This window comes from Bradyrhizobium lablabi (assembly GCF_900141755.1).
Taxonomy (GTDB): Bacteria; Pseudomonadota; Alphaproteobacteria; order Rhizobiales; family Xanthobacteraceae; genus Bradyrhizobium; species Bradyrhizobium lablabi_A.
Genome location: NZ_LT670844.1, coordinates 4,566,841 through 4,579,895, shown reverse-complemented (window position 1 = coordinate 4,579,895; position 13,055 = coordinate 4,566,841). Strand labels below are relative to the sequence as shown.

At 58.9% G+C, this 13,055-nt stretch carries 15 protein-coding genes and 1 tRNA gene; 3 read left to right on the top strand and 13 right to left on the bottom strand.

Annotation, left to right across the window (positions count from 1 at the left end):
- Nucleotides 1–103 precede the first annotated feature (103 nt).
- The 4 genes from B5526_RS21330 to B5526_RS21310 form a co-directional block, all read right to left on the bottom strand.
- Nucleotides 104–1,552: a DUF5107 domain-containing protein gene (locus B5526_RS21330; RefSeq protein ID WP_079541313.1), complete on the bottom strand. Its 1,449-nt coding sequence runs from the start codon at nucleotides 1,550–1,552 to the stop codon at nucleotides 104–106.
- Between the two features lie 184 nt (nucleotides 1,553–1,736).
- Nucleotides 1,737–3,239 (bottom strand): eCIS core domain-containing protein, encoded by a 1,503-nt coding sequence (locus tag B5526_RS21325; protein WP_172842078.1) that lies wholly within the window; start codon nucleotides 3,237–3,239, stop codon nucleotides 1,737–1,739.
- 194 nt (nucleotides 3,240–3,433) lie between these two features.
- Complete coding sequence (locus tag B5526_RS21320) at nucleotides 3,434–4,288, bottom strand: hypothetical protein (RefSeq protein WP_079541309.1); 855 nt, start codon at nucleotides 4,286–4,288, stop codon at nucleotides 3,434–3,436.
- Between the two features lie 401 nt (nucleotides 4,289–4,689).
- Nucleotides 4,690–4,779 (bottom strand) — tRNA-Thr (locus B5526_RS21310).
- A gap of 243 nt (nucleotides 4,780–5,022) precedes the next feature.
- Here B5526_RS21310 and B5526_RS21305 point away from each other — a divergent pair.
- Nucleotides 5,023–5,262: a hypothetical protein gene (locus B5526_RS21305; RefSeq protein WP_079541304.1), complete on the top strand. Its 240-nt coding sequence runs from the start codon at nucleotides 5,023–5,025 to the stop codon at nucleotides 5,260–5,262.
- 12 nt (nucleotides 5,263–5,274) lie between these two features.
- Here the strand turns inward: B5526_RS21305 and B5526_RS21300 are convergent, their stop codons facing one another.
- Together B5526_RS21300 and B5526_RS21295 are read right to left on the bottom strand one after the other, a co-directional pair.
- Nucleotides 5,275–5,553, bottom strand: a complete 279-nt coding sequence (locus B5526_RS21300) for a hypothetical protein (RefSeq protein ID WP_079541302.1) — start codon at nucleotides 5,551–5,553, stop codon at nucleotides 5,275–5,277.
- Between the two features lie 18 nt (nucleotides 5,554–5,571).
- On the bottom strand, nucleotides 5,572–6,510 hold the full coding sequence (locus tag B5526_RS21295; RefSeq protein WP_154071379.1) for a magnesium transporter: 939 nt from the start codon (nucleotides 6,508–6,510) through the stop codon (nucleotides 5,572–5,574).
- Nucleotides 6,511–6,966: 456 nt separating this feature from the next.
- Between B5526_RS21295 and B5526_RS21290 the strand changes: the two genes are divergently transcribed.
- Together B5526_RS21290 and B5526_RS21285 are read left to right on the top strand one after the other, a co-directional pair.
- The gene (locus tag B5526_RS21290; RefSeq protein WP_079541295.1) at nucleotides 6,967–7,701 is read left to right on the top strand and encodes a reverse transcriptase domain-containing protein; all 735 of its coding nucleotides are present in this window, start codon (nucleotides 6,967–6,969) and stop codon (nucleotides 7,699–7,701) included.
- Between the two features lie 16 nt (nucleotides 7,702–7,717).
- Nucleotides 7,718–8,314 (top strand): hypothetical protein, encoded by a 597-nt coding sequence (locus B5526_RS21285; protein ID WP_079541293.1) that lies wholly within the window; start codon nucleotides 7,718–7,720, stop codon nucleotides 8,312–8,314.
- A 408-nt stretch (nucleotides 8,315–8,722) separates the two neighbouring features.
- On the opposite strand, the gene B5526_RS21280 is transcribed toward B5526_RS21285, so the two are convergent.
- From B5526_RS21280 to B5526_RS21250, 7 genes are all read right to left on the bottom strand, one after another.
- Nucleotides 8,723–9,565: a GNAT family N-acetyltransferase gene (locus B5526_RS21280; protein WP_079541290.1), complete on the bottom strand. Its 843-nt coding sequence runs from the start codon at nucleotides 9,563–9,565 to the stop codon at nucleotides 8,723–8,725.
- Between the two features lie 383 nt (nucleotides 9,566–9,948).
- Nucleotides 9,949–10,185: a hypothetical protein gene (locus B5526_RS37810; RefSeq protein WP_154071378.1), complete on the bottom strand. Its 237-nt coding sequence runs from the start codon at nucleotides 10,183–10,185 to the stop codon at nucleotides 9,949–9,951.
- Nucleotides 10,186–10,428: 243 nt separating this feature from the next.
- Complete coding sequence (locus B5526_RS21270; RefSeq protein WP_079541286.1) at nucleotides 10,429–10,698, bottom strand: hypothetical protein; 270 nt, start codon at nucleotides 10,696–10,698, stop codon at nucleotides 10,429–10,431.
- Nucleotides 10,699–10,936: 238 nt separating this feature from the next.
- Nucleotides 10,937–11,230 carry a hypothetical protein gene (locus B5526_RS21265; protein WP_154071377.1) on the bottom strand — a complete coding sequence of 98 codons (294 nt, stop codon included), beginning with the start codon at nucleotides 11,228–11,230 and terminating at the stop codon, nucleotides 10,937–10,939.
- 71 nt (nucleotides 11,231–11,301) lie between these two features.
- A complete protein-coding gene (locus tag B5526_RS21260; protein ID WP_079541281.1) occupies nucleotides 11,302–11,559 on the bottom strand; it encodes a hypothetical protein in 258 nt (85 codons plus the stop codon).
- A 93-nt stretch (nucleotides 11,560–11,652) separates the two neighbouring features.
- On the bottom strand, nucleotides 11,653–12,096 hold the full coding sequence (locus B5526_RS21255; protein WP_079541279.1) for a hypothetical protein: 444 nt from the start codon (nucleotides 12,094–12,096) through the stop codon (nucleotides 11,653–11,655).
- 22 nt (nucleotides 12,097–12,118) lie between these two features.
- Entirely contained in the window at nucleotides 12,119–13,054 is a 936-nt protein-coding gene (locus B5526_RS21250; protein WP_079541277.1) for a DUF2950 domain-containing protein, read from the bottom strand.
- Nucleotide 13,055 lies beyond the last annotated feature (1 nt).

Genomic DNA, 13,055 nt, shown 5'->3' with positions numbered 1-13,055 from the left:
GACTGGCAGATGCGCGCCGTGAAAACCCCCTCCGAGCATTCATTGCGTTGCCCCTCGCGAGAAGGGCCATCAACCCAGCCCGTGTTGGCGGTCGGCAAGAAGTTCATTTTATTTTTGTCTCGGCCGCGATCAGCTCTTTGCCTTCCGCGGTCCTGATCGTCAGCTGTATTTGTTCGCCGCTGTGGCCTTCAGGAATCGTCGCGGAAATGCGATTTCCGTTTTTCGGGTCGGCTTTCACGGCCTCGTCGAACAATACCGCGTCGCCGCGTTTCAAAATTACGCGCAACGGCGTGGCCGGTTCGATGCTGAAGAACTGAAGGGTAACCGCGGACGCCTCGGCCGAGAGACTGATCAGGATGGTCTCGTTCGCATGCGTCACGTTGTTCATGCCGACGGTCGGGCTGTAGGTTTCCGGTATAGACATTTGGCCGAGAGCGGGAAACTCAGCGCTGTGGAAAAACTGGTCCGACACGCCCGCCCACAATTCGACGTAAGGCTGCTGCTCGTTCGGGTCTTTGCGTGGGTCAGTTTCATTCGTAAACGACGGAAATCCCCACGTCCACATTTTCAAGCCCGGCGTGACCGTATTGTCGGCGATGCGAATGATCCCCTCTTCGTTGTCGTGGTTGATCACGCCCCAGAAATTCCCGCTCCCCATATCGGGCGCAGCGTAGGCGATGCCCATCGTCGGCCAGTTCTTGAAGTAGCGCAGTTTTTCGAAACGGCTCTTGCCTGGCCCTAAGCTCTCGTCGCCGTTGGATAGATTGCTCGACCAGTCGGGCGTGCTGTAGGCCTTAATCGGCGCGATGATTTCGGCGCCGCCGGTCGTTTTAGGATTTTTCGGGTCCGATCCCGGCGCGAGCGTCGTGCACGTCCAGTACTCGTATTGAAGCGCCTTGGGTTGCGGATTTTTCAGCACCACGCGCGCGTCGAGCGCTGCGCGATCGGCTTTCAGCGTGACATAGTAAGTCGCTTCGATGCCGGTCGAGCCTCCCCTGAACTTCCGCGGTGCCGCGGAATACTCGAAATTGTCCTTAAGCGACATCGATACCGTCACTTCGCCGGCACTCTCTTTCACCACCTTGAAATCCCACGGCTTCAGCCACGTCCTGCCGTGCTCGGGATCCGGGAAGGTGGGGAAGATGCCGCCATACACCATCAGCCAGTTGTAATAAAAAGTGTCGCGCTTGATCCCGTAAGGCACGCCCACTTCGGTGCGATAAAGTTGTTCGTGGCCGGTCGGCTTGTAGATGATGGAAAGAATGCGCCCGCCAAATTCGGGCACGAGCGTTACCTTGAGATAACGATTCTCGAGCACGTGGGTCCGAAACGTGCGATCGACGATGGTCTTTCTGTCGAGCGACCCGCTGACGAATCCGTTGTCCGCTGAGGTCGCGTACTTGACGGTGCTCCACGTAATCGTCGACTCGCTGAGAGTTACTCTGTCGAGCTCCGGCGACGCCGCATGCGCGACGGCATGAAACGCAGAGAGCGCCGAAAGTAGTGCAACCGCGAAACGGACACGGCTACGCGAGGGAGCGGGAACTGCCATTTACGCCGCCTTCGAATGAGCGGGAGCAACAATTCTGGTACATCGACCTGCCCGCACCGTCGCCGCGTCGTCCACGCATGTTTTCCCGCTATCTGGAGGTAAAAAGGGCAGGACGAACGTCTTGTTATTCCTGGTCGCAGCCCCTCGGATCGTCTGAAACCCGCTCAACTATTGGTCTTGCGGTTCAGTGTCTGGGCTGTGCGAGCGCGGCCCAGCGTTCCCACTGTAGCTTGTAATTCTGCCTGGCTGGTCTTTGGCGGTTATCCTCACCGACTGAAGTGAACTGCCCTAACGCGGCGACCACTCGCTTGAGCATATCGGCCTTGGAAATCTTCCCGGCTTTGAAGTCCCTCCCGAGATCGGATATCCATCCCTCGTGACTGCCGAGTTCAGCGCCGACGATCGCACGATCGACCACACTCTCCGCCTCCCATTGAAGAATGGCATCCGCGTAGGCGTCGCCGGATCTGTACTGGTCGGGCTTGGGAGATCCGCCTCGTCCTTGTGCATCTCTCGTCAAGAGGTCTCGGCGGAGGTTGGACAACTCGTGAGAGTACTTCAAGGCGAAGTCTTCCCGCCCACCGGGCGCGGACACGATGATCGTGCCCGAAGGCGAATTCGTCTGCGTCTGGCCCGGATTTGTATCGGCGACCAAGTTCAAGTCGCGGCCTTGCGCACTCATCAGTGTTCTCTTTGCTTGCGCCTCTTGTTCAACGAGATGCGGCGACTGTCGCGCGTAGGCCAGCATTTCATCCTTTGTCAACACGTACGCATTCGCCACCGCCGCTTGCTTCCGCGCATCGGTCGCGAAAACCGATAACAGCATCGCTCGCAAGCCGGGAACATCCTTTGGATCCCTCAGCCGGACGTTGGCTCGCAATACCGTGACGACGCGATCCGCATCGCCGTCCTCTGCGGCGCTCACGAGCGCGCGGACGTCTGCCGGCAGATCCTGGCCGAACTGCAGTTTCATGCGCACGAGCAAACGGGTAACCGCCGGCAATTTCCGATCGAGGGTAGCTAGCGCTTGCGGGTTGGCCGAAATCGCCCCGCGCTCCTGTTCCGTCAAACGCGCCAGCGCGCTCTCGATCCCGACGGCGTCGCCCCGATCAACTGCGCGGAGAAAGTCATCGCGCGCACTCGAGGCCGTCGACCCGCCTGGTGCGAGAGACTGTCGTGCCACGTGGGCGGGAACCGCGATTTGCGAAGGTCCGTGTGGCGCCCGTCCCGGCAGCGGCATGCCGCCACCTTGCTGCACGACATGCGCCAGTTCATGGGCGAGCAGGCGCCTGCTAGAGAATGCCCCGGGCGTGTCGAGCGGACTGCCGAGCACCACGTGTTCACCGACGGTATAGGCGCGCGCATCGAGCAAGCGCGCCGATTCGGCGGCGGCCTCACCGCTGTGTAGGCGCACACGGCTAAAATCATAACCGAAGCGCGGCTGAAAGAACGATCGGGTGCTCGCATCCAGCGGCTGCGCGTTTTCAAGCAGCGCAGCCTTCACCACGTTGGGAACTGCTGGCGCGCCGCTCTGGCCGAACGCCGGCTGCACTGATCCCAACCTATTGGCCGGCATGGAGAGGCGGTCGGCAACCGCATCCGCCTCAACTTCCAATGATGCGATCTCCGAGCTTGTTTGCCGCCGCTGCGCCGGCAGCGAAAACCCGGCGCTGAGCGTACTTCGCACGGTGAGTTCCGAGGAAGGCTTTAGGCTAAGCGATTGCTTGGTAGCAAATGTTCGCAAACCGGAACACCTACGCTTTTCCTCAGCGTATTCTATTTTTGACTCTGGCGCAATTGCACGGCGATTTTCGACTTTTGCAGCGGTATCCGCGAGCAACGGACAGGAACGGACTTCGGCGGCCGCGGCGCCGATGACAACTACTGTTCTTCGGGCTGCAACCGCATTGGGGCCTGCGCCCGCTCTCTGGCTTGCTGCAACGGAAGCGTCGGCACGGGCTTACGGGTCGGGGTGGCAATCGGCCGTGGCGGAGGCGCTGATGTCTTGGGCCGCAGGTTCTGCTCGGAAGCCTTGGCGATCTCGGAAGCCTTGGCGATAAGGCGTGTCATTTGTTCCTGGCTCGCTTTGAGCTGCTCAACGGCCTTTGCATTGTCGCTGGCCATTTGTTCCTGGCTCGCCTTGAGCTGCTTAACCTCTTGCTCCACGTTTGCGAGATCGCGCGCCATCGTCTGGAGCAGCTGCGCCATTTCGGGAGATACCGGGGCGGCTGTCGGCGCGACGTCTTGCGATGCGGTCTGAGCCGGAGGTGCTGGTTGTGGAGATGCTGTCTGCTCCGTGACCATCGGAGCGGTAGGTGAGCTCGGCTGCGCGGGGAACCCCGGGTTTTCGAGGGGCAGCGATGAAATCGCGACGAGCTGCGGCGCCCACCTCGCGATAATCTGCTTAGCCGCATCGCCATAGGACGACTGCCAAACGATGGCGGCGACACAGATGCACGCTGTCAACATTAAGGCGGTGAAGCCGCGTACCGCCCGCCCGCCACGCGACGGCCGGTTGCCCCGGACAGCAGGGCGAAGCGTGTTCATGCGGGTCTGCGGATCATCCGAGGGATCGCGCGCGGCATCGTGCTCTAGCTTGGAAAGCTGTTCCTCCGCGCGCGCGATCTGTGCATCCACGCGCGCGATCTTTTCATAAGTGTGCGCGAGCTCTTCGTCCACGCGCGAGACCAGGACGCGGCCCGGATCGTCTTGTTTCGGGTTCAGCGTGGAATGCATTAGCGCTCCGTGCCTAGTCCAATGTCACCCGCTTAAGGGCGGCCCGCGGGAGACCGACGACATTCTGTCCACACTCCATGCCGGTTTGACCAAAGCAAGGCCGTACGATGGAAAGTATAGGGCCGCTCATGCCGCGACAGCCCCTCGGGAACTCGGCCGAAAAGTGCACGGCGGCATTCGGCTACGCGAGACTCGAAACGGACGATAACGAAAAGCGCTTTAACGAGAGGCTGGGGAAGATCGCCAAGCAGAAACCCAAGAGTCCGGAAACCAAGAAACCAAACCAGCGCAAATAAGGGCGCCGTTCACGTTTTAGACTCTTGCCGGACGTGGCACGCTTGCTAAGGTTAGTAACCGTACTAAGCTTAGCGAGCGCACTAAGTTTGGCGGACTTGTTAAGGCGCGGTGGGTGGGACTCGAACCCACATTCTCCCGATTACAAATCGGGTGCTGTTTGCCCTTCCGAGGCGTTCCAGTTCAGCTACCACCGCAAATTTTGCCCCGTTCTGGTTATCCCGGAGCGGGGCAATTTATTTCAACCTGAACCCAATTCCTTAACGGGATCTTAACTTTCCTCATTATGGGAATCAGTTGTCCACATGCTGGTAGCCTGAGTGAGTAAAACGGGATTCACAAGGGGCAGGGTTTTGCGAAGTGCACAATCCCGCGAATTGACGTAAGAACAAAAAGAGAACACTCTCCTGCGCTGACCGACCTACGAGGGGGTTTCCAGAATGTCGTCAGCGCCGAACCCACAATCAGACGTGGACCAGCTAGAGGCGGCGGCCGATCAAGCTATCGAGGCATGTGGCGGTAATGCTCGCGAGGCCGTCAAAGCGCTGATCGTCGCCAACACCTTTCTCGAAACCGATCTGGAGAAACTGAAGGCTGCGGTTTCAATGGGCTATGCGCGAGGCAAATTGTTTGAGACGGCCAAGACGCTGCCGCGTGATCGGACGGATTGGTATGACTGAAGCGTAATGCCTCTAACCATGTTTTACGGCAATCCAAATGAGCGCCGCAACGCCGATGACGCCCCAGAAAATCCAGAATTGTCGTGCGTCTTTGGCTGCGTCTTTTCGAGACTGTTTCCAGTCATCGAGAATTTCTTGGCGGTCTTCTTCGGTCCGCGCAACGTCGGCTCTGATCTCGGCGCACACTGCCTCGATTTGCTTCCCCAAGCGGTCAAGGCGCATCAGCACGATGGCCGTAATGCCAAACATATAGACGTAGACGAACCAATCGTTGCCCATGCTGCTGCCCATGCTATGCGGTCTGTTTTTTCAAAAACGTCCTGTGCGGGCGATGATGTCGTCCAGTACTGCAAACAGCGGGGCGGGCCAGACGACGCCATCTTCCGCCGCGCTGCTCACGCGCTCGCGAATATGCTGGGCGCTGATTGGTCCGTTCGACCTCAATTCGTTATAGATCGTTGTCATTGCCAACAGGAGTTTCCTGACATTCCGGCGCGCTTTGGCTTGTGCATACCAAGCGAAAGGCAGTGCGAAAGCACTGATCGTGCCTAAAAGAACGAACAGAGCAACGCACGCTCCCGAAGTCCATCCCGCGCTGGTTTCGCCGATCCATCCCTTTGATGCGGCGAATAATGCCAAGGCGGCGATGCCACCGAAGATAATGCCGTTGATTAGCAGCCCGCGAAAATACGCCAGCACGACGTGACGCTGCTTCAACGGAGAGACAGGTGGAAATCCAAACGTCTTTTCATTCAACATCTCATCACCGAATGCATAAAGCTCTATAGCGATGAGGACTTTGACGAGGAACCGATCCATGGCTTGCGACCGATATGGCAGCGCCAAGTAGTCACCAGCGACGCTTTCGAACGAAGAGCGGTCGATATAGGGAACCTTGTCCGCATTGATCTTATCGACCGGGCTACCGTGATTATCCCAAAAATCTAGCGTCTTATCATTCCAATCCTTGACCAGTGCCGACCGTAAGTTTTGAACGACTGCAAGTGCGCCGGACAACACGTCAGTTTCAAATTCATCCGGATCAATGTTTTCCGCGACGGCATACTTCATCGACGCTTCCGCCATCTCATGAAGTAGATAGCTATAAAGGCTTCGATTGATGGGCTTTTGGCGATCGTCCTCGCCGAGTGTAGCGTTCACGTCGTAGCGCACAGCTTCAGTGCAAATATTTTGCATGCGCTGTCTTGGACGCAAATTCCGTTGGTTGTCGTGGAATCCTTCCTGCATATCCGCTTCCCCCGCCAAACCCATGATGAGTGTTTCGCAACCTAAGCGCTAGGGCAATAGCGGGCGACCCTGTCCCCAATAGAGGGAAAGCGGCTTCACGCCGTTTTTTGTCGTTACAGGTAGTCCTCTTGACATGTTCCACCTGAACGATCAGCTTCTAGGCGCTGGCGATATCCTGCGACCTCCGGTCTGCTGCGTGGCGTTACGCTACGTGACATGACTTGTGACCTTATGACCCTACGTATCGTAATGGGTACATGGGGGAATGATTGTCTCGGTTGACGGCTCCGTGTTCACGGGGTCGTAGGTTGCCAGCAGAGACAGGAGACGTGAAATGAGGAAAACATCCAAATTCACGCGCCTTGCTTCCGAGATTCTCGGACTCGCCTTGCTGGTTGTAAAACTGGTAGCGGCAGTCTGGGACCTCGTTAGCAAGGCCGTTGACTGGACCGGGGCATGTTTCAAAACTACAAATGGACGTGGAAGCGCAACGGCAAGATCATCTTTGCGCCTACCAAAGATACTGACCGGCGCGGTGACCAGATCATCGAATTTTGCGATCGTGAGGTAGAGTTTCCGGTCTGCTTCTACCATTACCGCAAAGGCGGGCATGTCGTCGCACTGCACGGTCACCTGCAGAACCGGCTTTTCTTCAAAATCGACATTCAGAACTTCTTTTACTCGATCTCCCGCAACCGGATCGCTGCCGCCCTGCATCATGCAGGTTTTCCCTGGGCGCGGACGTTTGCAAAATGGTCGTCGGTTAAAAACCCGTACCTGGTCGGGTCGCACTACGTCTTGCCTATCGGTTTCAAACAATCCCCAGCGCTAGCCAGTCTCGTAATGATGCGCTCGCCGTTGATGGCAATGGTGGACCGGGCTGAGAGGGCGGGAGCGTTCGTCTCTATTTACCTGGATGACCTGATCTGCTCGGCAAACGACGAGGCGCTTCTCCAAGAGCTTTTCGATGGTTTTCTGCAGGCGTGTGAGGATGCGAACCTGACGCCTAACCCCACCAAACTGGTCGCTCCGACGAGTGAGATCGTGGTGTTCAATTGCGAGCTGCGGCATGGCTTCGCACAGGTGACGCCTGAGCGGATCGCCAAGTATTTCGAGGAACCCCGGACGGCAGCTTCGCAGCGGTCGTTCGATGTGTATTGTGCCAAAGTCTCAGAGGCGAATACGATCTAAACACAAAGAGCCACGCATGACGCCGTTCGAATTGAGCCTCGGACATGACCTCGATATCGAGCGCCAACGCTTCGATAACGAGTGGTTGTTCAAGTGGTACAATACCAACATCGAGGGACGCATCGTCGATGTACCCAGCTTCGATGGGGGACGGATTACGAGGAACGGCGTGTTTCAGGGTCAAGCGCAGTCGATCTACTGGCAGTCGATCGGACGGTACTTGAATGGGAAGGTCCACGAGACGTTCCAGAAATGGGACCAGGACACCCGGTCCTATCCGGCGGCTCTGCGGTCGTCCTCATTGGACGGAACTGAGAGGTTGCTAGGCCAGTTTGTGGCCAGCGTCGCTGGCCGTGCCCTTGAAACGGATCGAGCATTGCGGGGACGTGGTTCGCCCGTCACCGATACGCCCATCGAGGGAAGTGGAATGCATAGTGGCGCGAACGTCGAAATTCACCGGCTCGCGCTAGCGCATAGGGCGCTCCTGCCGGCTGTGAGCAATGACCCTGAAGCGCCATTATGGCGGCGCTTTGTGGATTCGCTGAATATAAGGCCCGGCGCTTTCGGGATGAACATCGACCTGAAGAAGCTGTTTACGCGGCAGAAGAAGTAGAAGGTATTCGCGGCGGGGTTAGGAAGGCCGCGCCGTTTCTTCATCCTACCCACATCTGGGCGGGCAGTGTTGCGACAGCCCGCAACAGGCCTCCCGCACGTTCTCGCTCGCCCCGGCGATGCCGAGGTTCCGCCGGGGTTTCGCCCGAAAAACCGTAAAAATATTAATAAAATCGATGCCATATGGTGGAGGGAGAGGAACTGCGATCGAACCTTCTCCAGGTGCTCCATCGTAGGCCACGGAGTTGGGCGGGCTGGGGGAAGTCCCAGGGGCGCACCCAGCCCTCCCCTAGGCTGCGAAACGGCCATTCTGCCCCGGGGTGGCTCTTGGCAGCCAAGATCCGGGCTGGTTGTAGGGCGACCACCAGCAAGCTATGGCCACTGCCACCTTCCACTGACTGCGCGACCACTACCCCAGCTCGAAGGTGGTGATGCCGAATACCCGCTCCAACCGCAACGGTGGGATCGCACCCGTATACATGCGCGCAGTCTCGAACACTGGCACAAGCCCCAGGTCTTGGGCCAATGCGACCGCGTCGCGGTTAAGGCTTGGAACGTCGAGGAAGATCTCGCCGCCGCCCACGCTGGCCAGCAAAGCCGACAGAACCACCTCGGCGGTGGCGCGGTCGTCGGCCACCAGTGGGCCGATCTTGCGGCCCTTCCGGCATGGACGGATCACGCCCCAGCCGGCAAGCCCTCCATCGCGCACGAGTGCGCGACCGACATGCCCGGGCGAGCCGATCCAGGCGCGCAGGAACGCGGTGCGCGGAGCCGGGAACACGGTCGCGTCGTACGCCTCCACAGTCGCCAATGGGACTTCGGTCAACGCGATGACACCAGCCTGCGGCGCATCCGGGCCCGCGACGGCGCCGCCGTAACGGACGTTGGCATAAGCGAGCTTGAATCCGGACATCCCGTAGTTTTGCTGCTGCGCCACCACGCCATCCAGCCCGATCACGCGTGGGCCAGCGTGCGCGATGGCCGCGTTCCATATGCGCAGTCCGTAGCCCCGGCCGCGCAAGTCCTCTCGCACGATATAGAAACCGAGGAAGGCGAAGCTCGCACCGTAATTGACGCAGGAGACAGTCGCGGCCGGAGCGCCTTCGAGCTCGCCGATTAAAAAGCCTTCCGGATCGGCCGCGGCGAAGCAGGCGTCGTCGGCGAAGCCCGGGTTCCAGCCTTCGGCGGCCGCCCAGTTCACGGCTATTGAGATTTCGTCCGGCCTCATCGGCCGGATGCGCAAACCGTTCATGGCGGGCGATCGCACAGATGGACTCATGAACCAATATCACACCGGGTGACGTTACGTCAGTGCCGCCAAGTTAGGCCGGCCGAAGCGCAAGCAATGTTCTGTCCTCAACAGTAAACAGAGTCCGCCGCCCTCGACGTCTTGCGGTTCAGTGTGTGTGTACGACTTGCCGAGGGACAAGGCCCGGGCGCTGCACGATCGCATCGAACGCGGAGACGTCGAATCGATGGATGATTGGCCATTTGATGATCTGTAACGAAGGACCAATTCAGATGAGCGGTCGCCACGATCAGGTAATGGCCGCCTTCAAAAAGGCCATTGCAGAATGCCCCGCCGACGAAGTGGACGTGGCATTCGCCGGTCGGGACAAATTGCGTTATGGGGACTCATCCCAACGTGGAGATGAAACGACAAGGCTCACGCCCATCCCCGAACTCACGTGTGGGCTTCCGATCGGTCTTGAACAACCGTTGTGCGGCCTCGACGTTCGTGGCGCAGCGTTCGAGCCAGCGAGCGACGAGAAAATCAACCCGCGCAGCAAATCGCAGTCGAGCCGCTGCCAGCACAAGCCTCGCGTCCAAGCTCTGGTCGGATGGTCTCTTGACGTCGTTGCGGGCGTTCATCTTGCCCTCCTGCCGGTTCGGCGGAGGGAGCGGCCCTGCGCCGAGAGTTACACTCTTGCTTTTCGGATCAGCTCCGCTTCGAGCTGAAAATTCGGACCCCGTGTCGTCGCGGACATGCACGACCAATCGGCCAGCCGAATAAGCGGTCGGACGCGAGCGGCAGTCTCTGCGATGTGTGTGCGTGCGTTGCGCATCACGGTCCTCAAGAGTGCGGGCAATAACACCCGCGGCGAATGTGATGATCTAAGCACAGAGAAAATTCACCGCGTCAAATGTTTTATGTTCACGAGATACGGAATTGTTGCGCGCTAGCAATTTTCGAACGCCGGCGCTGCCGGCTGCGTTCGAAAATTTCAGGCTGTGGTCAACGCGTCCTTCATCAATCGACATTCCCGCGCCGTTGACCTGATCGAGAAGCCGAACCAGCAGAACCGTCCGCTGAAGGTCGTGCAGGTCCGTTGTCGCGTTGGCGAGGACAGGAATGCAGCGCGAGATCGCCACTACGCGGCCCATCCCTGAGGATCTCCACGTAGCCCATAGTAGTCTAACGGACCCGGGCTAGGTTCCTTTGGAAAAGGCGGCCCAGGCCGCCGAATGCCCCCGTCAGACCGGCGATGGCTGTACTGGCTTCACGGCCGCGCCTGGCAGCCATCCAATCGGTAGAGCCGAAGTGCGGACCCCAAACGCCAACATCGGCGCCACGCCCCTGTCGAACGGCCTGATTTACCGGATCCGCGAGTCCGGCGCGGGGTTATTCATCCAGCTCAGGCTCCCCGATGATGGCCGCCAACTCCAACACCTTTCGCCTCAGGTCCGCTACCTTTTCACCCAAAAGCCGATCCTGCCGATCCGCCATTAACAAAATGGCATTTAACACGTGGTCTGAATGTTGAGCCAATACCACGAGGTGTCGGCCGCAGGGTGCATATCGTCCTGAAAACCAATTTTTGACCGTGCGCTCGTTCGCACCCGTCCAGCCCGCCACCAGTTTTGCGCGGGAGTTTCGATCCTTGAGTTCCGACGTCAATGCCGATGCGATTTTCATCGCGAACGTATGATCGTCGAGGCTGAAATCCGAACTGCCGTCTCCGCCCCTTTTTGGAAAGGACTTACCCTTTACTGATGCAGATATGAGGCCCGTCCGGTCAACCTGGCGATCGATGCTCCGATCGTAACGCCGACACTCAGGCCATACACCCGGAAGGGATGGTCGCGGCCATCAAAGGTCAATACGGCGCGTCCGATGCCTCCACCCGCGACCAGCGCCGCCTTTGTGAAGACGACGCGAACAGAACCCATCTTCACGTCCGCCGGTCGGATGAACAGTGTCGCTGCCACCAGCGCGACCAGAGCGAGTTTGAGCGTGATTTGCATGGTTGCGCATGAGATCCTTCCTGCCAGAGACATTGTTCAACGACCAACCTCGCCTACGGGACCGCTGAACGCTTCAACCCCAGCGCGCGCGCTTCAGTTCACGGGCTGCTCGAATAGAATGCTGATGCCGCTCAGATTGGCCGCAACTTCCAAGCCCACCCTCCTGCCTTGCAGCGTGATAGTCACACCCTTGTCATTCTTCAGCTGCACGCCGCCGGTTCCCGCGACCCAAGCCCCACCAAGGCCAACCGCAGCATAGGTCCCGGCAAAGTCGCTCAATTGATGCAGATGAGAGGCCCGCCCATCGAGTCGCGTGGTGGATGTTCCAGCTGTTAGACCCAAACTCAGACCCGAGATCTTAAAACGATAGTCGCGACCGCGATAAGTTAGCACCCCGCGGCCGAAGCCGGCTCCGACAATCAACCCAGCCTTCAGGAACTCGACGTGAACATAACCCGTAACAGCGTGAGATGGCCTCGTCAGGACAACCGAGGCCAGTAGCATCACCAGAGCAAGTTTTAGGAAGTATTTACCCATCGGAACGACCCTCCTGTTGCTATTACGGGCTCGTGACCTCGATCTTCTTCCAGGTTTGATCGGGGTCGAACCATTTCACGCGCTTCGCAATCACTTCTGTCAGCTCGCCGAGATCCTTTTGGTAAACTGTGCCGGCATGATTGACCTCGAAGGTCATGACGCCGGAATTGCCGTATTCGGCGGGGTAAGCGATGAGTGCGAAGCCGCCAATCATCTTGCCATTGACGACATAGTCCAGCTCGCCGCCGGGAGCGTTTGGCCCCTGTCGAGTCAGGATGCGAAAGTAATAGCCGTGGTAAGGCTGTGGCTCGCCGCTACCGACCTTGTAGCCTTCTGCTGACGCCTGTGCAGCAAGTTCACCCAGCGGGCTCTGATCACCATCCGACGGCCAATAGAGGCCATCCTTCTTGCCGGAGCTGGAGACAATGCGCTGAGCATAGACTCCCGGCCCCGCGTCGCGGTCCTTATCGGCATATTCATTCTGTGCGTCGACATAGGCGAGACACGTCTGGATCGCGTCGAGCTCGTTGCGCCCAATCCGACGATAAAGGATCTCAATGCGGCCGGCGGCCGTGTCGAATTCCCAACCCGTTTTCGTGTGGTAGAGCGGGATCGGAAACGGGAAGTCGTCCTTGCCGAGCATGAGGATCGCCTTCTTGCTGCCTTCCATGCTGATGGAATGCTTGGCGTCGAAGGCAGCGACGAAACGCTGTCGTGTGTCATTATCCGCGACCATGTCTCCGGACTCGACGATATCAGCGGCGTCGCGACCGAGCACCTTGACGAAGTCTTTCGTCTCGCCCGATTTCGCTGCTGCAACGAGGGCTGCTACGGCGTCCTCGGGTGACTGGAAGGATTGCTGGGCTGATGCCGCCGGCATCGACAGCAGCAGCATGGCGGCGGCGATCAGTCCTGTGGACCAGCAACGATTGGATCGTGTCGGCTGAAGCAATGTCATG

What these genes read in the sequence shown, in the direction of transcription:
- B5526_RS21290 (WP_079541295.1), top strand. Translation starts at nt 6,967, where the DNA reads ATGTTTCAAAACTACAAATGGACGTGGAAGCGCAACGGCAAGATCATC.
- B5526_RS21305 (WP_079541304.1), top strand. Translation starts at nt 5,023, where the DNA reads ATGTCGTCAGCGCCGAACCCACAATCAGACGTGGACCAGCTAGAGGCG.
- B5526_RS21255 (WP_079541279.1), bottom strand. Translation starts at nt 12,096, where the DNA reads ATGGGTAAATACTTCCTAAAACTTGCTCTGGTGATGCTACTGGCCTCG.
- B5526_RS21300 (WP_079541302.1), bottom strand. Translation starts at nt 5,553, where the DNA reads ATGGGCAGCAGCATGGGCAACGATTGGTTCGTCTACGTCTATATGTTT.
- B5526_RS21295 (WP_154071379.1), bottom strand. Translation starts at nt 6,510, where the DNA reads ATGCAGGAAGGATTCCACGACAACCAACGGAATTTGCGTCCAAGACAG.
- B5526_RS21270 (WP_079541286.1), bottom strand. Translation starts at nt 10,698, where the DNA reads ATGGGCCGCGTAGTGGCGATCTCGCGCTGCATTCCTGTCCTCGCCAAC.
- B5526_RS21330 (WP_079541313.1), bottom strand. Translation starts at nt 1,552, where the DNA reads ATGGCAGTTCCCGCTCCCTCGCGTAGCCGTGTCCGTTTCGCGGTTGCA.
- B5526_RS21320 (WP_079541309.1), bottom strand. Translation starts at nt 4,288, where the DNA reads ATGCATTCCACGCTGAACCCGAAACAAGACGATCCGGGCCGCGTCCTG.
- B5526_RS21280 (WP_079541290.1), bottom strand. Translation starts at nt 9,565, where the DNA reads ATGAACGGTTTGCGCATCCGGCCGATGAGGCCGGACGAAATCTCAATA.
- B5526_RS21285 (WP_079541293.1), top strand. Translation starts at nt 7,718, where the DNA reads ATGACGCCGTTCGAATTGAGCCTCGGACATGACCTCGATATCGAGCGC.
- B5526_RS21260 (WP_079541281.1), bottom strand. Translation starts at nt 11,559, where the DNA reads ATGCAAATCACGCTCAAACTCGCTCTGGTCGCGCTGGTGGCAGCGACA.
- B5526_RS37810 (WP_154071378.1), bottom strand. Translation starts at nt 10,185, where the DNA reads ATGAACGCCCGCAACGACGTCAAGAGACCATCCGACCAGAGCTTGGAC.
- B5526_RS21250 (WP_079541277.1), bottom strand. Translation starts at nt 13,054, where the DNA reads ATGACATTGCTTCAGCCGACACGATCCAATCGTTGCTGGTCCACAGGA.
- B5526_RS21265 (WP_154071377.1), bottom strand. Translation starts at nt 11,230, where the DNA reads ATGAAAATCGCATCGGCATTGACGTCGGAACTCAAGGATCGAAACTCC.